General features: G+C 71.6%; 14 protein-coding genes. 7 read left to right on the forward strand and 7 right to left on the reverse strand.

The genetic code is table 11. The features are described 5' to 3' along the window. Positions 1 to 19 precede the first annotated feature (19 nt). Complete coding sequence (locus OG841_RS13310) at positions 20 to 289, forward strand: antitoxin (RefSeq protein ID WP_365115714.1); 270 nt, start codon at positions 20 to 22, stop codon at positions 287 to 289. Between the two features lie 165 nt (positions 290 to 454). Here the strand turns inward: OG841_RS13310 and OG841_RS13315 are convergent, their stop codons facing one another. The 3 genes from OG841_RS13315 to miaB are packed head-to-tail and all read right to left on the reverse strand — an operon-like array spanning position 455 to position 3,035. Further along, complete coding sequence (locus tag OG841_RS13315) at positions 455 to 1,168, reverse strand: class III extradiol dioxygenase subunit B-like domain-containing protein (RefSeq protein ID WP_328641281.1); 714 nt, start codon at positions 1,166 to 1,168, stop codon at positions 455 to 457. 10 nt (positions 1,169 to 1,178) lie between these two features. Next, positions 1,179 to 1,475, reverse strand: a complete 297-nt coding sequence (locus tag OG841_RS13320) for a hypothetical protein (protein WP_328641280.1) — start codon at positions 1,473 to 1,475, stop codon at positions 1,179 to 1,181. Between the two features lie 39 nt (positions 1,476 to 1,514). Then, on the reverse strand, positions 1,515 to 3,035 hold the full coding sequence (miaB, locus tag OG841_RS13325) for a tRNA (N6-isopentenyl adenosine(37)-C2)-methylthiotransferase MiaB (protein WP_371565361.1): 1,521 nt from the start codon (positions 3,033 to 3,035) through the stop codon (positions 1,515 to 1,517). Positions 3,036 to 3,371: 336 nt separating this feature from the next. On the opposite strand from miaB, the gene argG reads away from it, so the two are divergent. Continuing rightward, positions 3,372 to 4,826 carry an argininosuccinate synthase gene (argG, locus tag OG841_RS13330; protein WP_057613288.1) on the forward strand — a complete coding sequence of 485 codons (1,455 nt, stop codon included), beginning with the start codon at positions 3,372 to 3,374 and terminating at the stop codon, positions 4,824 to 4,826. A 45-nt stretch (positions 4,827 to 4,871) separates the two neighbouring features. Here argG and rutA read toward each other — a convergent pair whose 3' ends face one another. Next, positions 4,872 to 5,945: a pyrimidine utilization protein A gene (gene rutA, locus OG841_RS13335; protein ID WP_328641278.1), complete on the reverse strand. Its 1,074-nt coding sequence runs from the start codon at positions 5,943 to 5,945 to the stop codon at positions 4,872 to 4,874. Positions 5,946 to 6,114: 169 nt separating this feature from the next. Between rutA and OG841_RS13340 the strand changes: the two genes are divergently transcribed. Continuing rightward, entirely contained in the window at positions 6,115 to 9,003 is a 2,889-nt protein-coding gene (locus OG841_RS13340; RefSeq protein ID WP_328641277.1) for a SpoIIE family protein phosphatase, read from the forward strand. Between the two features lie 101 nt (positions 9,004 to 9,104). Then, positions 9,105 to 9,539 carry a hypothetical protein gene (locus OG841_RS13345; protein ID WP_328641276.1) on the forward strand — a complete coding sequence of 145 codons (435 nt, stop codon included), beginning with the start codon at positions 9,105 to 9,107 and terminating at the stop codon, positions 9,537 to 9,539. On the opposite strand, the gene OG841_RS13350 is transcribed toward OG841_RS13345, so the two are convergent. Then, positions 9,526 to 10,179, reverse strand: coding sequence for a response regulator transcription factor (locus tag OG841_RS13350; protein ID WP_328641275.1), 654 nt, complete (start codon positions 10,177 to 10,179; stop codon positions 9,526 to 9,528). The two genes, OG841_RS13345 and OG841_RS13350, sit on opposite strands and share 14 nt — an antisense overlap. Next, complete coding sequence (locus tag OG841_RS13355; RefSeq protein WP_328641274.1) at positions 10,179 to 11,126, reverse strand: HAMP domain-containing sensor histidine kinase; 948 nt, start codon at positions 11,124 to 11,126, stop codon at positions 10,179 to 10,181. Before OG841_RS13355 ends, OG841_RS13350 begins: the two co-directional genes overlap by 1 nt. 160 nt (positions 11,127 to 11,286) lie before the next feature. On the opposite strand from OG841_RS13355, the gene OG841_RS13360 reads away from it, so the two are divergent. From OG841_RS13360 to OG841_RS13370, 3 genes are all read left to right on the forward strand, one after another. After that, entirely contained in the window at positions 11,287 to 11,772 is a 486-nt protein-coding gene (locus tag OG841_RS13360) for a cation:proton antiporter regulatory subunit (protein ID WP_328641273.1), read from the forward strand. Positions 11,773 to 11,776: 4 nt separating this feature from the next. Continuing rightward, positions 11,777 to 13,000, forward strand: coding sequence for a cation:proton antiporter (locus tag OG841_RS13365; RefSeq protein WP_328641272.1), 1,224 nt, complete (start codon positions 11,777 to 11,779; stop codon positions 12,998 to 13,000). A 438-nt stretch (positions 13,001 to 13,438) separates the two neighbouring features. Further along, entirely contained in the window at positions 13,439 to 14,434 is a 996-nt protein-coding gene (locus OG841_RS13370) for a TAXI family TRAP transporter solute-binding subunit (RefSeq protein WP_328641271.1), read from the forward strand. Here the strand turns inward: OG841_RS13370 and OG841_RS13375 are convergent. Continuing rightward, positions 14,424 to 15,806 (reverse strand): sensor histidine kinase, encoded by a 1,383-nt coding sequence (locus OG841_RS13375; protein WP_371565365.1) that lies wholly within the window; start codon positions 15,804 to 15,806, stop codon positions 14,424 to 14,426. The two genes, OG841_RS13370 and OG841_RS13375, sit on opposite strands and share 11 nt — an antisense overlap. Positions 15,807 to 16,332 lie beyond the last annotated feature (526 nt).

Genomic DNA, 16,332 nt, shown 5'->3' on the forward strand with positions numbered 1-16,332 from the left:
CCGCGTGGGAAGGTGAACGATGGGTCTCCTGGACAAGGTGAAGGCCAAGCTCAGCCCGGCCAAGGACAAGGTCTCCGGCCTCGCGCAACAGCACGGGGACAAGGTCCAGTACGGCCTCGACAGGGCCGCGAAGGCCGTGGACGAGAAGACCAAGGGAAAGTACCGCGGCAAGATCCAGACGGGCACGAGCAAGGCCAAGGGCGCCATGGACCGACTCGCGCACCAGGACGGCACGGAGGGACCGGGAGGCGGCACGCCGCCGCCGGCCTCACCGCCGCCCGCTTCCTGAGCGGCAGCACGGCACACCGACGGACGGCCGCGGGGCAGGACGCCCCCGGCCGGCCGCCGTTTCCCGCCCAGAACTCCTCTACGACCCCTGCGGCTCCACCGGACTCCTCTACGACCCCTGCGGCTCCACCGGACTCCTCTACGACCCCTGCGGCTCCGCCGGCCGTCAGGACCAGGTCGCGACCACGTACCCCACGCCGTACGGCGCGTCCTCGTACAGCAGCGAGCCGCCGAGGCCCGCGCCCTCGGCCGCGCCCGCGAGGACCTGCCAGCAGGCCCGGCCGGAGGCCTTCAGTGCGTACGCCAGCTCGGCGTCCAGCGCTTGCAGGGCGGCCACGTCGGCCGCGCCCAGCGCACGCGCGACCTCCGCGTCGAACGGGGCCGCGCGCTCGTCGAGGTAGCCGGGCGCCTTGCGCGTGCGGCAGGCGCTGGCGTCGCCCATCACCAGCAGCGCCACCCGCTCCGCCCGGGCGGCGATGTCCCTGCCGGTCTGAATACACCGCTCGGGCTCCAGAGGTTCCCCCACACCGAGTCCCTCGATCGGGGCGTCGGACCAGCCGATGCGCTCCAGCAGCCAGGCGGCGACGGCGAGTGAGGTCGGCAGCGGGCGCTGCGGGGCCGGCCCCCGCTCCGGTCCGAGCCGCACGTCCACCTCCACGCCGAAGCCGCGGAACGAGCCGCGGGCGCCCTGCGGGTGCGGGCCGCGTCCGCTCTGCTCGGCGGGGCCCACGACGACGAGGCGGTCGGGCCGGGCCGCCGCGAGCACGCCCAGCGCGTCGGTGCAGGCGGCGCGGGCCCCGTCGAGCTCGGGCGCCGCCCCGGCGGCGACCGGCGGCACGAGAAGGGGCGGGCACGGACAGACAGCGGCTGCTACAAGCATGATCGGCAGCCTACTTCCAGGCCCACGGCCAGGACTCGGGATGGGTGCTCCACTCCAGTTCGCCGAGCCGGTACACCACGCGAAACGTGCCCATCATGCCCTCGATGGTCGCGTAGTAGGCGTCCCCGTCACCGATCCGGTAGACCTGCCGACGCTTCTGGCGCAGACCGACGCCCGGACGGTGGGTGCAGGCGATCTCGTACAGGCGGGCGCGGGCCTCTTCCCGGGTGCCCTCGAAGTGCGCCACCTCGTCGAGGTCCTGATGGTTCCCGGGCCTGCGGTCGACCAAGACCACCCAGCGCCCCATGCCCCGCCCAGCCTCTCCTCGGTGACCGGCGGCGTGCGCTCAGTGCGCCGCGCAGCCGCCCGTGGCCGCAGGCAGCGGCTCGGGAACCCCGATCTTCGGGAGGCCCAGCATGACACCCGCGGGTACGGCGGCCGCGTTCCGCTTCTCCCATGCGTCCCCCGCGCGTGTGCGGCGCACATCGAGGACGGCGCCCTCGGCCAGGAGGTGGTGGGGGGCGGCGTAGGTGATCTCGACCGTGACCACGTCGCCGGGGCGGACCTCCTGGTCGGGCTTGGTGAAGTGGACCAGGCGGTTGTCCGGGGCCCGGCCGGAGAGGCGGTGGGTGGCGCCGTCCTTGCGGCCCTCGCCCTCGGCGACCATCAGCTCCAGGGTGCGGCCAACCTGCTTCTTGTTCTCCTCCCAGGAGATCTCCTCCTGGAGGGCGACGAGGCGCTCGTAGCGCGCCTGGACGACCTCCTTGGGGATCTGGTTCTCCATGGTCGCGGCGGGGGTGCCGGGACGCTTGGAGTACTGGAAGGTGAAGGCCTGCGTGAAGCGTGCCTCGCGGACCACGTGCATGGTCTGCTCGAAGTCCTCCTCGGTCTCGCCGGGGAAGCCCACGATGATGTCGGTGGTGATCGCCGCGTGCGGGATGGCGGCGCGGACCTTCTCGATGATGCCCAGGTAGCGCTCCTGGCGGTACGAGCGGCGCATGGCCTTCAGGACCGTGTCCGAACCGGACTGCAGGGGCATGTGCAGCTGCGGCATGACGTTCGGCGTCTCGGCCATCGCCGCGATCACGTCGTCCGTGAAGTCGCGCGGGTGCGGGGAGGTGAAGCGGACGCGCTCCAGGCCCTCGATCGCGCCACACGCGCGCAGCAGCTTGCTGAACGCCTCGCGGTCGCCGATGTCGGAGCCGTACGCGTTGACGTTCTGGCCGAGCAGCGTGATCTCGGAGACGCCCTCGCCGACCAGCGTCTCGATCTCGGCGAGGATGTCGCCGGTACGGCGGTCCTTCTCCTTGCCGCGCAGGGCCGGGACGATGCAGAAGGTGCAGGTGTTGTTGCAGCCCACGGAGATCGACACCCAGGCCGCGTAGGCGCTCTCGCGCCGCGTCGGCAGCGTGGAGGGGAACGCCTCGAGGGACTCGGCGATCTCGACCTGCGCCTCTTCCTGCACGCGCGCGCGTTCCAGCAGGATCGGCAGCTTGCCGATGTTGTGCGTGCCGAAGACGACGTCCACCCAGGGTGCCTTCTTCACGATGGTGTCGCGGTCCTTCTGTGCCAGACAGCCGCCGACCGCGATCTGCATGCCGGGCCGCGAGGTCTTGCGCGGCGCGAGCCGGCCGAGGTTGCCGTAGAGCCGGTTGTCGGCGTTCTCCCGCACCGCGCAGGTGTTGAAGACGACGACGTCCGCGTCCCCGTCGGAGCCCTCGGGAGCGGGGACGTATCCCGCCTCCTCCAGCAGCCCGGACAATCGCTCGGAGTCGTGGACGTTCATCTGGCACCCGTAGGTGCGCACTTCATACGTCTTCGAAGAGGGAACGTCCACTGCCGGGCTCCGGTCGCTGCTGCTGGTCATGGGTCAAGGGTAGGCGCTCCGCGGAGACCGTCGCCCCCGGTGCTCAGCCGTGGCCGTTCACCAGCTCGCGCTGACCGTGGCAGGGCTCAGAGGGGCGTTCCGGCGAGCGGACGGGCCTCTTTGCCGGTGGTGACGGACCACCAGGTGCGCGTCGGTGGTCGAAGTTCGGGCCGGGAGTCCGGGCCGGTCGCCTCGCCTGGAGACTTTCCCGGGGGCACGTCACGCCGTCGTCGCCGGTCGTCCGCATTTCGAGGCCGCCGGACGGATGACGTGCATCACGTAGGGGGCGACACCAGGGGCTTTGCATGACCATGCGTTGTGATGCATAATCTTCCTATGTCCAAGGTCCTCACGTCCCTCCCCGCCGGCGAGCGCGTCGGCATCGCCTTCTCCGGTGGTCTCGACACCTCCGTCGCGGTCGCGTGGATGCGCGACAAGGGCGCCATCCCCTGCACCTACACCGCGAACATCGGCCAGTACGACGAGCCCGACATCGACTCGGTGCCCGGCCGCGCGCACGCCTACGGTGCCGAGATCGCGCGCCTGGTCGACTGCCGTGCCGCGCTGGTCGAGGAGGGGCTGGCCGCGCTCACCTGCGGGGCGTTCCACATCCGCTCGGGCGGGCGGGCGTACTTCAACACCACGCCCCTGGGCCGCGCCGTCACCGGCACGCTCCTGGTCCGGGCGATGCTGGAGGACAACGTCCAGATCTGGGGCGACGGTTCGACCTTCAAGGGCAACGACATCGAGCGGTTCTACCGCTACGGCCTGCTCGCCAACCCGAACCTGCGGATCTACAAGCCCTGGCTGGACGCGGACTTCGTGACCGAGCTCGGCGGCCGCAAGGAGATGTCGGAGTGGCTGGTCGCGCACCAGCTGCCGTATCGGGACTCGACCGAGAAGGCGTACTCCACCGACGCCAACATCTGGGGCGCCACGCACGAGGCCAAGACCCTGGAGCACCTCAACACCGGCATCGAGACCGTCGAGCCGATCATGGGCGTCAAGTTCTGGGACCCGTCGGTCGAGATCGCGCCCGAGGACGTCACGGTCGGCTTCGACCAGGGCCGCCCGGTGACCATCAACGGCAAGGAGTTCGGCTCCGCCGTCGACCTGGTCATGGAGGCCAACGCGATCGGCGGCCGGCACGGCCTCGGCATGTCCGACCAGATCGAGAACCGGATCATCGAGGCGAAGAGCCGCGGCATCTACGAGGCGCCCGGCATGGCCCTGCTGCACGCGGCGTACGAGCGGCTCGTCAACGCGATCCACAACGAGGACACCGTCGCCCAGTACCACAACGAGGGCCGGCGCCTTGGCCGTCTCATGTACGAGGGCCGCTGGCTGGACCCGCAGGCCCTGATGATCCGCGAGTCGCTCCAGCGGTGGGTCGGCGCGGCGATCACGGGCGAGGTCACCCTGCGTCTGCGGCGCGGCGAGGACTACTCGATCCTCGACACCACGGGCCCGGCGTTCTCGTACCACCCGGACAAGCTGTCGATGGAGCGCACCGAGGACTCGGCCTTCGGCCCGGTGGACCGGATCGGCCAGCTCACCATGCGCAACCTCGACATCGCCGACTCCCGCGCCAAGCTGGAGCAGTACGCCGGCCTCGGTCTGATCGGCACCGGCAGCCCCACGATCGGCGCCTCCCAGGCGGCGGCCACGGGCCTGATCGGCACCATGCCGGAACTCCCCGAAGGCGGCGCCGAGGCGATCGCGTCCCGCGGCGAGGTCTCGGAGGACGAGGCCCTGCTGGACCGGGCCGCCATGGAGTTCGGCACGGACTGAGTCACCTCGTGAAGGAGGCCGGTGCGACCGCGCACCGGCCTCTTGTCATGTCCGCCCGTCCCGCGACCGCATCAACGGCTGGATCCGCGTCCCGAACCTCTCGATGCCCTCGAGGAAGTCGTCGAAGACCAGCATGATCCCCTTGGTCCCCTCGACCCCGGCGATCTCGTCGAGCATGCGCGCGACACTCTCGTACGACCCGACGAGCGTCCCCATGTTGAAGTTCACGGCGCCCTCGGGCAGCACGATGGTGCGGGCCGTGGAGGAGTCGTCGGCGCTGGTGTCGGTGGCCGACTCCCCCGCCATGTAGGCGAGCGCCGCGTGGTCGGCGCCCTCGTGGTAGTCCTGCCACTTCGCGCGGGCGGCCTCGTCGGTCTCGTCGGCGATGACCATGAACAGGGACAGGGCGCCGACGTCACGGCCGGTCTCCCGCGCCGCCTCCACCAGCGTGGCCGCGCTGTCCGAGAAGGCCAGCGGTGTGTTCACCCCGCTGCCCAGGATGAAGTTGTAGTCGGCGTGCCCGGCGGCGAACCGCATGCCCGTGCCGCTCTGCCCGGCGGCCACGATGTCGATGTGCCCGTCCGTGGGCCGCGGCGAGAGCACGCAGTCGTCCATCTCGTAGAACTCGCCCTTGAAGTTGCTGACGCCCTGGCTCCACAGCTCCTTCATCACCGTCACGTACTCCACGGCCCGCGCGTACCGGTTGCCGAAGTGCTCGTCGCCGGGCCACACGCCCATCTGCGCGTACTCTCCGGGCGCCCAGCCGGTGACGATGTTGACGCCGAACCGCCCGGGGGCGATGGAGTCGACCGTGACCGCCATGCGGGCGACGATCGCCGGCGGCAGGGCGAGGATCGGCGTGGAGGCGTACAGCTTGATCCGCTCGGTGACCGCGGCCAGGCCCGCCATCAGTGTGAACGACTCCAGGCAGTGGTCCCAGAACTCGGTCTCGCCGCCGAAGCCCTTGAGTTTGATCATGGACAGGGCGAAGTCGAACCCGTGCTCCTCGGCCTTCTGCACGACCGTCTTGTTGAGCTCGAAGCTCGGCATGTACTGCGGGGCACTCTTGGAGATGAGCCAGCCGTTGTTGCCGATGGGGATGAAGACACCGATGTCCATGCCGCTCCTCATGATCGGAGACTGCCCGCTCCGACGGCACGGTACACGGCCGGTGTTTCGGCAACTTCCTGTGAAGTATGGGCAGTTGAGGTGAGGGAAGGGCGGGAAACAGCGCGTCGGAAACGGTGAAGCAGGTTTCGAACGGAAACGGGAACGATAAGTTCCCTCCATGAACGCGCGGCTCGCTCTTCTCGGCACGGTCACCCCTGGTGCGACGGAGAGCGAGGTCTTCCGGCTGGCGCTAGGGCATGCGGTCGGCGAGCTGAGCGCGCTCGGCGGGGCCATGCACCTGCGCGGCCCGATGTCCGCGCTGCGCCTGGTGTCGTCCGTCGGTCTGCCGCCCGCCCTCACCCGCTCCTGGGAAATCGTCGACCAGGAGGGCCCCCTGGCCCCGGCCCGCGCGCTCCAGCAGGGCGAGGGCGTGTGGGTGCCGCTGTCCCAGGACGCGCAGGACGAGGTTCCCTGGCCCGGCACCGGCCTCGCCGCCCTCCCGGTGTTCAGCGGCCGGCGCAGCATCGGCGCGCTGACCGTCCTGGCCGGCGACCGGGGCGAACCCACTCCGCGGCACTGGGACTTCCTGCGGGACGTCGTCGCCTGGACCGAGGACCGCATGGCCCAGGCACCACCGCCGTCCGGCCCCTCCCAGACGGAACTGGGCGGCGAACGGCTCCGGCAGGCCCTGAAGGAGGTCCAGGTCGGCTCGTGGGACTGGGACATCCGCAACGGTGACCTGATCTGGGACGAGGCCGCCCTGGCGTTGTACGGCACCCGCCCGACCGACTTCACCGGCCGGATCGACAACTGGATGCGGATCGTCCACCCCGACGATCTGGCACCCACGCTGGCGGCGGCGCAGCAGGCCATCCTCGACCACAGCGTCTACGAGGCCGAGTACCGCGTACGGCGCCTGGACGGCACCTGGGGCTGGACACAGGCCCGCGGCCGGGCCACCTACGACGAGCAGGGCGAGCCCCTCCGGATGATCGGGGTGGGCTGGGAGAGCAACGAGTCGCGCACCGCGCGCGACGCCCTCGGCCGGGCCCTGAGACACATGAGCGACGGCTTCCTCGCAGTGGACGACGAGTGGCGGATCACCTTCGCCAACCTGGAGGCGGAACGCTTCCTCGGCTTCTCGGAGGAGGAGCTGTTCGGTCGCCTGCTGTGGGACCTGCCCGCCACCCGGCAGGTCCCGGGCCTGAAGGAGAGCTGTCTGGAGGCCGGGGCCCAGGAGAAGCCCGCCGGGTTCGACGTGTACCTCGCGGACTGCCGGCGGCGGGTGCATGTGCGGCTGGTGCCGGGGCCCGACGGCCGCACCCTCTACTTCCAGGACGTCACGGAGAAGCGCCGGTTGGCGGAGGAGCGGCAGGCGACGGAACGGGCCACGGCCGAGCGGGCGGTGCGGATCGCCGAGCTGACCACGGAGCTCGCCAAGGCGACGACCTCACGGGACGTGGTGGACGCGGTCGCCCGCCGGGTACTTCCGCCTTTCGCCGCCTCCGGGCTGATGGTCCAGGTCAGCGAGGGCGACCGGCTCCACCACGTCGGTGCGGTCGGCTACCCGCAGGACTTCGTGACCCTCCTCGACAGCCGCTCCCGGGCGGCGACCGGCGATCCGGCCTGGGACACGATCGCGTCCGGCCTCCCGCTGTTCATGTCCTCGGCCCACGAATACGCCGCCCGCTATCCCGAACTGGCCGGCTTCCCCGCCCGCGGCGAGAAGAAGTCCTGGGCCTTCCTGCCGCTGACGGCGTCCGGGCACACCTTCGGGGTGTGCGTGGTCTCCTTCGACCGGCCGCGGCTGCTCGACGACGAGGAACGCGCCCTGCTCACCACGATCACCGCCCTCGTCGCCCAGTCCCTGGAGCGGGCCCGTCTCTACGACGCCGAGCACACCCGGTCCCGGGAACTCCAGCGCAGTCTGCTCCCCCAGGCGCTGCCCGACCTGCCCGCGTGCACGGCGGCCGCACGCTATCTGCCGGCCGGACCGGGCGCGGACGTGGGCGGCGACTGGTACGACCTCATCCCGCTGTCCGGCGGACAGGTCGCGCTGGTCGTCGGCGACGTGATGGGCCACGGTCTGCCGGAGGCGGCCACCATGGGCCGGCTGCGCACCGCGGTGCACACCCTGGCCGACCTGGAGCTGCCGCCCGGCGAGATCCTCGGCCACCTCAACGACATCGTGGGCGGCATGGGCGAGGCGTCGTACGCCACCTGTCTGTACGCGCTCTACGACCCGACGACCCGGGTCTGCTCCATCGCCCGGGCCGGCCATCCACCGCCGGCTCTCGTACGGCCCGACGGAACCGTGCACTTCCCCGAGCCGGACGCCGATCCCCCGCTGGGAGCCGCCAAGCCGCCGTTCGAGACGGCCGAGCTGGAGGTGCCGGAGGGCAGTCTGCTCGTGCTGTACACCGACGGGCTGGTGGAATCGGCGAAGCGGGAGATCGACGAGGGCATGGCGGAGCTGGCGCGGCTGCTCGGCGCCGCCCACGCCGACGGGACCGCCGTAGACCTTGAACGCCTGTGCGACATGTTGACGGCCGGGCTCCTGCCGACGGACCAGCAGGCGGCCGACGACGCGGCGTTCCTGGTGGCCCGCCTGCACGCGCTGCCGGCCGACCGGATGGCCGGCTGGTCCCTGCCCGAGGACCCTAAGGCGGCGAGCCAGGCCCGCCGCCACATCCGCGAACAGCTCGCGGCCTGGGACCTGGACGACCTGTCCCCCACCACGGAGCTCCTGGTCAGCGAACTGGTCGGCAATGTCGTCCGGCACGCCCGCGGTCCCGTCCGGCTGCGCCTCCTGCACACCACCGAGCTGATCTGCGAGGTCTACGACGGCAGCCAGACCATGCCCCGTATCCGCCGGGCCACGGAGACCGACGAGGGCGGCCGGGGTCTGCAGCTCATCTCGGCCCTCTCCACCCGCTGGGGCGCCCGCTACACCCCCACGGGCAAGTGCATCTGGACGGAACAGTCCCTGCGGGGCCCGGACCTGCCGTCGGACGTGCTCCTCCTGAACCCCGCGGACTTCGACGAGGACTGGGACGCACTCCTGTGACGACGGATGCCCGTTCGGCCCAGCACAACGGGCCGGGCGCCGGGGCGCGTCCCTAGGGTCGCGGTGACGGCTCTTCAGGCCCCACCCGAAAGGCACGACCCATGGGAATACGCACCACACTCACCGGCGCAGCGGTGGCGGTCCTGGCCGCCGCGGGACCGCTGACCGGTGTCGCACACGCTCAAGGCGACCTGGACTGCGCCGACTTCCGCTTCCAGGAGGACGCGCAGGCGGTGTTCGACCTCGACCCCACCGACCCGAACCGGCTCGACGAGGACCGGGGACGGGACGACGGCATCGCCTGTGAGGTGCTGCCCCGAAGGGACACCGAGGCCGTGAGCGTGGCGACGCCGCTTCCGACCACGGCTCTTCCGACGCTCGGTGTCCAGGGCGGGTCCGGTGGCAGTGTGGGCCCGGCCGGCTTCGAGCGGGCGATCGGGGTGGCCCTGGCACTCGGCGGGGTCGGGCTCGCGGGTGCGTATGTCGTGCGGCGGCGTCGGGCCGCACAGCCGCAGTCCCGCCTCAGGGGTCGATGAGCCCCGCCCGTATCGCATACCGGGTCAGCTCCAGCCGGTCCCGCATCCCCAGCTTGTGCAGCAGATTCGCCCGGTGCCGCTCGACCGTCTTCGCGCTGATGAACAGCAGCTCGCCGATCTCCTTCGTGGTGTGTCCCTCGGCGACGAGCTTGAGGATCTCCTCCTCGCGCTCGGTGACGGCCCGCGCGGGCAGGTCGTCGCCGCGGTGCAGCCGGTCGAGGTAGGAGCGGACCAGGGCCCGCTCGGCCCCGGGGTAGACGAAGGACTCGTCGCGCACGGCGGCCCGGCACGCCTCGACGAGATCGCGGTCGGCGACGGACTTGAGGACGTATCCGCTCGCCCCGGCCCTGAGGGCCTCGAAGAAGTACTGCTCGTTGTCGTACATCGTCAGAATCAGGATCCGCAGGTCCGGCAGCCGCCGGGACAGCTCGCGAGCCGCCTGGAGCCCGGTCATCCGTGGCATGGCGATGTCCAGTACGGCGAGATCGACCTCGCGCGCGCGGGCCAGCTCCACCGCCTCCGCGCCGTCGCCCGCCTCGGCCACGACCGTGAGGTCCGGCTCCCCCTCGAGAATCAGCCGCACCCCCCGCCGTACGAGAGTGTGGTCGTCGGCGAGCAGCACACGGGTCGGCCCGGACATCAGCGCACCCCCGCCGCGACCGGTATCCGCAAGCGCACGTCCGTTCCCCGGCCGGGCCCCGGCGCCACCGAGAACACCGCTCCCACCAGCAGCGCCCGCTCCCGCATGCCCTGTATCCCGGCTCCCTCGACCGCCCCGCCCAGCCCGCTGCCGTTGTCGCGCACGAGGAGTTCGACACCACCGGCGACGGGCTGGAGCCGCACCTCGGCCCGGTCGGCGGCGGAGTGCCGCGCGGTGTTGGTCAGACCCTCCTGGGCCACCCGGTAGACGACCAGTTCCGACTCCTCGGTCAGCCGGGGCAGATCGCCCCCGACGTGATGGCGCACGGTCAGTCCGTGCGTGGTGAACTCGGCCGCCAGGGACCGCAGCGCACTCGGCAGCCCGAGCTCCTCCAGTACCCCGGGCCGCAGTCGGCGCGCGATCCGGCGGATCTCGTCCAGACCGGCCCGAGTGGCCTCCTGCGCCTGTCCCACGTCCTCCCGCAACTCCTCCGGTGCCCGGTCGGCGACTCGCTTCAGCTGGAGCAGAACGGCGGTCAGCGTCTGCCCGACCTCGTCGTGAAGCTCACGCGCGATGCGATGCCGCTCCCTCTCCTGCGCGGAGAGCGCGTGGGCCGCGCCGGTCGCCCGCTCGGCCTCCAACCGGTCGAGCATGGTGTTGTACGTCGTGATCAGCGCGGCCGTCTCGGAAGGACCGGAGACGGGCGCACGCACCCCGGGACGCAGCAGATCGGCGGCTGCCATGGCCCGTCCCAGCCGCTGGAGCGGGATGAGCCCGACCCGCAGCACGACAGCGTTGGCGGCCAGCAACAGAGCGAGTCCCCCGAGGACCACCACGGCCTCCCCCTGCCGGACGGGCGTCGACACGGTGACCGGCCCCAGCAGCAGCGCGGCGGCGACGACGAGGCCCGCGGCGTTGAGCGAGAAGATCCGCCAGAACAGCGACACGGTCCTGCCCTCGCTCCTCTCGTACGACGCTCGAGGAGCCAGTCTCGCCGGGCCCCGCCGCTCGCGTATATCCGTCACGTCACCCATATCGCCACCGTACGGGGACCTGGCAGCATGCGAACCCGGCACCGTGATCACACGAACCACAAGGGGAAGAAACGTGTCTGCACCACGCCTGAGGGCGACGCCGCTGCCGGGGATCGGGGTCCAGTACGACCTCATGACCCGCGAGGACCGCCATCTCTCCGTGGTGGCGCACCGCGACGGTGCCCGTACCGTGAGCGTGTACCGGGCCGACGACCCCGACTCCTGCGCCCAGTCGCTGCGCCTGACCGGCTCCGAGGCGGGCGCCCTGATCGACGCGCTGAAGCCCTCTCACCACAGCCCGAGCCTCCTGTACACCACCGACCTGGGCCTGGTGGCCGAGCGCATCGAGGTGGCGGCCGGCTCCCGCTGGAACGGCCGGGTCCTGGGCGACACGAAGATGCGCACGGACACCGGCGCGTCCGTCGTGGCGGCCCTGCGCCGGGCCGAGGCGATCCCGTCCCCCACGCCGGACTTCCGCCTGGCGGGCGGCGACATCCTCATCGTCGTGGGCACCCGCGAGGGCGTGGACGCCGCCGCGGCGATCCTCGGGCGGGAGTGAACACGTGCACTCCGCGGTCCTGCTGATCGAGTTCGGCTCGATCATCCTCGGCCTGGGTCTCCTCGGCCGTTTCGCCGCCCGTTTCCGCCTCTCGCCCATCCCCCTCTACCTTCTGGCCGGCCTGGCCTTCGGCGAGGGCGGCCTGCTCCCGCTGGGCGCGAGTGAGGAGTTCGTGTCGATAGGCGCCGAGATCGGCGTCATCCTCCTGCTCCTGATGCTCGGCCTGGAGTACTCGGCCGGCGACCTGGTCACCAACCTCAAGGCCCACTACCCCTCCGGCCTGGTCGACGGCGCCCTCAACGCCCTCCCGGGAGCGGCAGCCGCGCTCCTGCTGGGCTGGGGCCCGGTGGCGGCGGTGGTCCTGGCGGGCGTCACCTGGATCTCCTCCTCCGGCGTCATAGCGAAGGTCCTGGGCGACCTGGGCAGGGTCGGCAACAGGGAGACCCCGGTCATCCTGAGCGTCCTGGTCCTGGAGGACCTGGCGATGGCGGTGTACCTGCCCATCGTCACCGCCCTCGTCGCCGGAGCGGGCCTGCTGGCCGGAAGCCTGACGCTGGCCATCGCGCTCGGGGCGGCCGGCCTGGTCCTGTTCGTGGCGGTCCGCTACGGCCGCCTGATCTCCCGCTTCGTCTCGAGCGACGACCCGGAGAAGCTCCTGCTGGTGGTCCTGGGCCTGACGATCCTGGTGGCGGGCGTGGCACAGCAACTCCAGGTCTCGGCAGCGGTGGGCGCGTTCCTCGTGGGCATCGCCCTCTCGGGTGAGGTGGCGGAGGGCGCCCACACCCTCCTGAGCCCCCTGAGGGACCTCTTCGCCGCGGTCTTCTTCGTCTTCTTCGGCCTCCACACGGACCCGGCGAGCATCCCCCCGGTCCTGCTCCCCGCGCTGGCCCTGGCCCTGGTCACCGCGGCAACCAAGATCGCCACCGGCTACTGGGCGGCCCGCCGAGCCGGAATCTCCTCCAAGGGCCGCTGGCGCACGGGCGGCGCCCTGGTGGCCCGCGGCGAGTTCTCGATCGTCATCGCGGGCCTGGCGGTCTCGGCCGGCATAGAACCCTCCCTGGGCCCCCTGGCCACGGCCTACGTCCTCATCCTGGTCATTGTCGGCCCCCTCACGGCCCGCTACACGGAGCCCCTGGCGACACGACTGACGACGCGCCGCGAGTCCCCGACGACGACGGACAGCGGCTCGCGGGTGGCGGAGGCGTCGGTGGGGCGGGACGGCGCCTGAGCGGGCGCCGGGCGGGGTTGTCGGGCGCCTGCGGGACCGTGGGGGCTGCGCCCCTGGGGAGCTGCAGTCGCCCGCGTCACCCCGCCCGCCCCGGCGGACCGCTCGCCACGACGGACCGGTAGCCGCGTACGGCGCCAGGGGGACGGGGTGGGGGGTGTCCGCCCGCAGCGGCCGGCGTCCGATACCGGGCACCACCCAAGACACAGCAACCACCGGACCGAGGACGGACACCCCCCCCCCCGGCCCCGACCCACAACACACCCCCACGCGCTACACCCGCCCCCACCGAAGCCGAAACGGGCCGCCGCAGGCACCCAGGGGCGCGGGGAACTGCGCACAACACCCACCCCCACCCAACCGAAGCAGGCGCCGCAGGCACCCCCGCCCAACCGCCGGAGGCACTGGTCAGCCCTCCATCCCCCTGACAAAATCACCGGCATGCCCAAGCCGTTCCCCCGCCTCGGCCGCCGCCAGGCGCTCCAGACCGCGGCCGCCACGATCGTGGCCCTCGGCCTGCTCCTGTGGTGGCTGCTCCCGCTGGGCGAGACCCCTCCGGCCGGCACGATCACCTTCAGCACGGGCACGAAGCAAGGCGTCTACCAGAAGTACGGCGGCCTCCTCCGCAAGGAGATCCGCAAGGACATGCCGGACCTGAAGGTGAAGCTGGAGACCAGCGCCGGCTCCCAGGAGAACGTCAGACTCGTGGCCACCGGAAAGGCCGACTTCGCCATCGCCGCGGCCGACGCGGTGGAGACCTACCAGCAGAACGGCGACCCGGGCGCCGACCAGCTCCGCGGCGTGGCCCGCCTCTACGACGACTACGTACAGCTCGTCGTCCCGGCCGACTCGGACATCCGCACCCTGGCCGACCTGAAGGGCAAGCGCGTCTCCATCGGCGTCCCCAACTCCGGCGTACGACTGATAGCGGACCGTGTGCTCAACGCCGCCGGCATCGACCCGGACAAGGACATCCGGCCCAGGGCCGCGGGCATCGACACCGGCCCCAAGCTCCTCGGCCACGGCCTGGACGCGTTCTTCTGGTCCGGCGGCCTGCCCACCGACGGCCTGAAGCAGCTGGCCGAACGCTCCGCGTTCCGCTTCGTCCCGATCCAACCGTCCCTCGTGGCGAAGCTGCACGCCGGGGGCGAGCCCACCCGCTACTACCGCGCCACCAACATGCCGGCGTCGGCGTACCCGTCCGTCCAGAACAACAGGACCGTCCCGACGATGGCCGTGTCCAACCTGCTGATCACCCGCAAGGACATGGACCCCGAGCTCACGGAGTGGCTCACCCGGACCGTGATCAAGAGCAGGGACGGCATCGGCCACGACGTCCACTCCGCACAGCTGGTCGACGTACGTACGGCGATCTACACCGATCCGGTCCCCCTCCACGAGGGCGCCCGCCGCTACTACCGCTCGGTCAAACCGTAGGACGACTACGGGGCACGGAGACGGTCACCACCAGCCCGTGCGGCTCATGGTGTCCGTACGAGATCGCTCCGCCGCCGGCAGCCAGCAGCGCCCGCGAGATGGACAGCCCGAGACCGGAGCCCTTGATGTTCTGATGCCGTCCGCTGCGCCAGAACCGGTCGCCGACACGCACGAGTTCCTCGTCGGTGAGCCCGGGTCCGCGGTCGGCGACGACGACCGTCGAGGTGTCCCCGTCCGCGGCGACCGTGACCGCGACGGTCTCGTCCTTGGGGGTGAACTTGATCGCGTTGTCGATGACCGCGTCGAGGGCGCTGGAGAGGGTGACGGGGTCGGCCCAGGCGGTGGTGGGCGGACAACTCCCCACCAGCAGCACTCCCTTGGCCTCGGCGGTGGGGGTCCAGGCGGCGACCCGTTCGGAGGTGAGCTCCCCGATGTCGGTGATTCCGAGGTCCGCCTCGGTGTGCTCGGCGAGCGCGAGGTCGAGGAGGTCGTCGAGGACCTGGGCCAGCCGCTTGCCCTCCGTCTGCACGGAGGCGATCTCGGTGTTCCCCTCGGGAAGTTCGAAGGCGAGCAGCTCGATACGCAGAAGCAGGGCGGCGAGCGGATTCCTCAACTGGTGGGAGGCGTCGGCGACGAAGGCCCGCTGTTGCTCCAACACGTCCTCGACGTTGTCCGCCATCTCGTTGAACGAGCGTGCCAGTCGGCGGAGTTCGGGCGGCCCCCCGGCCACCGCCACCCGGGACTTGAGCCGGCCGGTGGCGATGTCGTGGGTGGTGGCGTCGAGGACCCGCACGGGCCTGAGCACCCAGCCGGTCAGCCGCAGCGCGGCGCCTACGGCCAGCAGCATGGCGGCGAGTTCGCCCGCGAAGATGACGAGCCAGTCGTGCAGGATCCGCGAACGCATCGGGCCGGTGGGCGAGTCGGTGACGACGACCGCGATGACGTCGCCGTCCCGGATCACCGGCGAGGCCACGACCAGCCGGCCCCGCTGCCAGGGCCAGACCTGCTTGGGGTCCTGGCTTCGGCGGCTGAGCAGCGCCTCGCCGAACGCGTCGCGCACCTCGCCCTCCCGGGGGAGGAACCATCCGCGTGGGGCGGTGGCCATGGGCACATCGCCGTCGTAGAAGACACCGACACGAATGCCGTAGACCTTGTAGTAGCTGGCGAGTTCACTCTCCAGTGTCTCCAGGCGTTCGTCGGAGGCGTCGGTGACGAACTGGGCGAGGGCGGCGAAGTGCGCGGTGTCGTCGATCCGGTCGACGACGACCTTCTGTTGCTGGGCGGAGGCGACACCGATGGCGAGCGGCACGCCCAGGGCCATCAGTACGGCGGCCATGAGGACGATGAGCAGCGGAAGAAGACGTGTACGCACGGCCCCGCCTACGACCCGCACCGAAGTCGCGAGCTCCGACGCACGCGAGCACCGCTGAGCGCACCCCGGCGGCACCTGCGCACGGCGACGGCACGACACCCGCAGAAGGGGGCACTCCCCTGCTTCGGGACGCCTCCTGCGCCGAGCACCGCCCCCCGGCTCGACCGGACACCTGCACCCGAACCACTCCGGGCCCCCGCATCACGCGACTCACGGCCACCACCGCACACACGGGCACCCGCTTCGCCGCACTCACCCGCGCCCACAGCCACCGCCCCTCACCCGACCCACATTCCTCCCCCGAGCCTCGCACAGCTCTTCGCCCCACGGTTTCATCCGGAGGCCTCGCCGTAGACGTGGGGCCCACGCCCCGAGCCATCACCGCAGGTCTGCGCCCCCACCGTCACTCCATGCCATCGCAGTCCCTCGGCCGAAGGCGGCACCCCGCGGCACCCCACGCTCACGCCATCCCTCCACACCGTCCCGTCGGCGCATCCCCACCGAAGTCCGGCTGGGCCCCACTGGG

Source organism: Streptomyces canus (assembly GCF_041435015.1).
Classification (GTDB): Bacteria; Actinomycetota; Actinomycetes; order Streptomycetales; family Streptomycetaceae; genus Streptomyces; species Streptomyces canus_G.

Excerpts from the sequence above, each read along its gene's own strand:
- OG841_RS13310 (WP_365115714.1), top strand. The coding sequence starts at position 20 with ATGGGTCTCCTGGACAAGGTGAAGGCCAAGCTCAGCCCGGCCAAGGAC.
- OG841_RS13315 (WP_328641281.1), bottom strand. The coding sequence starts at position 1,168 with ATGCTTGTAGCAGCCGCTGTCTGTCCGTGCCCGCCCCTTCTCGTGCCG.
- OG841_RS13320 (WP_328641280.1), bottom strand. The coding sequence starts at position 1,475 with ATGGGGCGCTGGGTGGTCTTGGTCGACCGCAGGCCCGGGAACCATCAG.
- miaB (WP_371565361.1), bottom strand. The coding sequence starts at position 3,035 with ATGACCAGCAGCAGCGACCGGAGCCCGGCAGTGGACGTTCCCTCTTCG.
- argG (WP_057613288.1), top strand. The coding sequence starts at position 3,372 with ATGTCCAAGGTCCTCACGTCCCTCCCCGCCGGCGAGCGCGTCGGCATC.
- rutA (WP_328641278.1), bottom strand. The coding sequence starts at position 5,945 with ATGGACATCGGTGTCTTCATCCCCATCGGCAACAACGGCTGGCTCATC.
- OG841_RS13340 (WP_328641277.1), top strand. The coding sequence starts at position 6,115 with ATGAACGCGCGGCTCGCTCTTCTCGGCACGGTCACCCCTGGTGCGACG.
- OG841_RS13345 (WP_328641276.1), top strand. The coding sequence starts at position 9,105 with ATGGGAATACGCACCACACTCACCGGCGCAGCGGTGGCGGTCCTGGCC.
- OG841_RS13350 (WP_328641275.1), bottom strand. The coding sequence starts at position 10,179 with ATGTCCGGGCCGACCCGTGTGCTGCTCGCCGACGACCACACTCTCGTA.
- OG841_RS13370 (WP_328641271.1), top strand. The coding sequence starts at position 13,439 with ATGCCCAAGCCGTTCCCCCGCCTCGGCCGCCGCCAGGCGCTCCAGACC.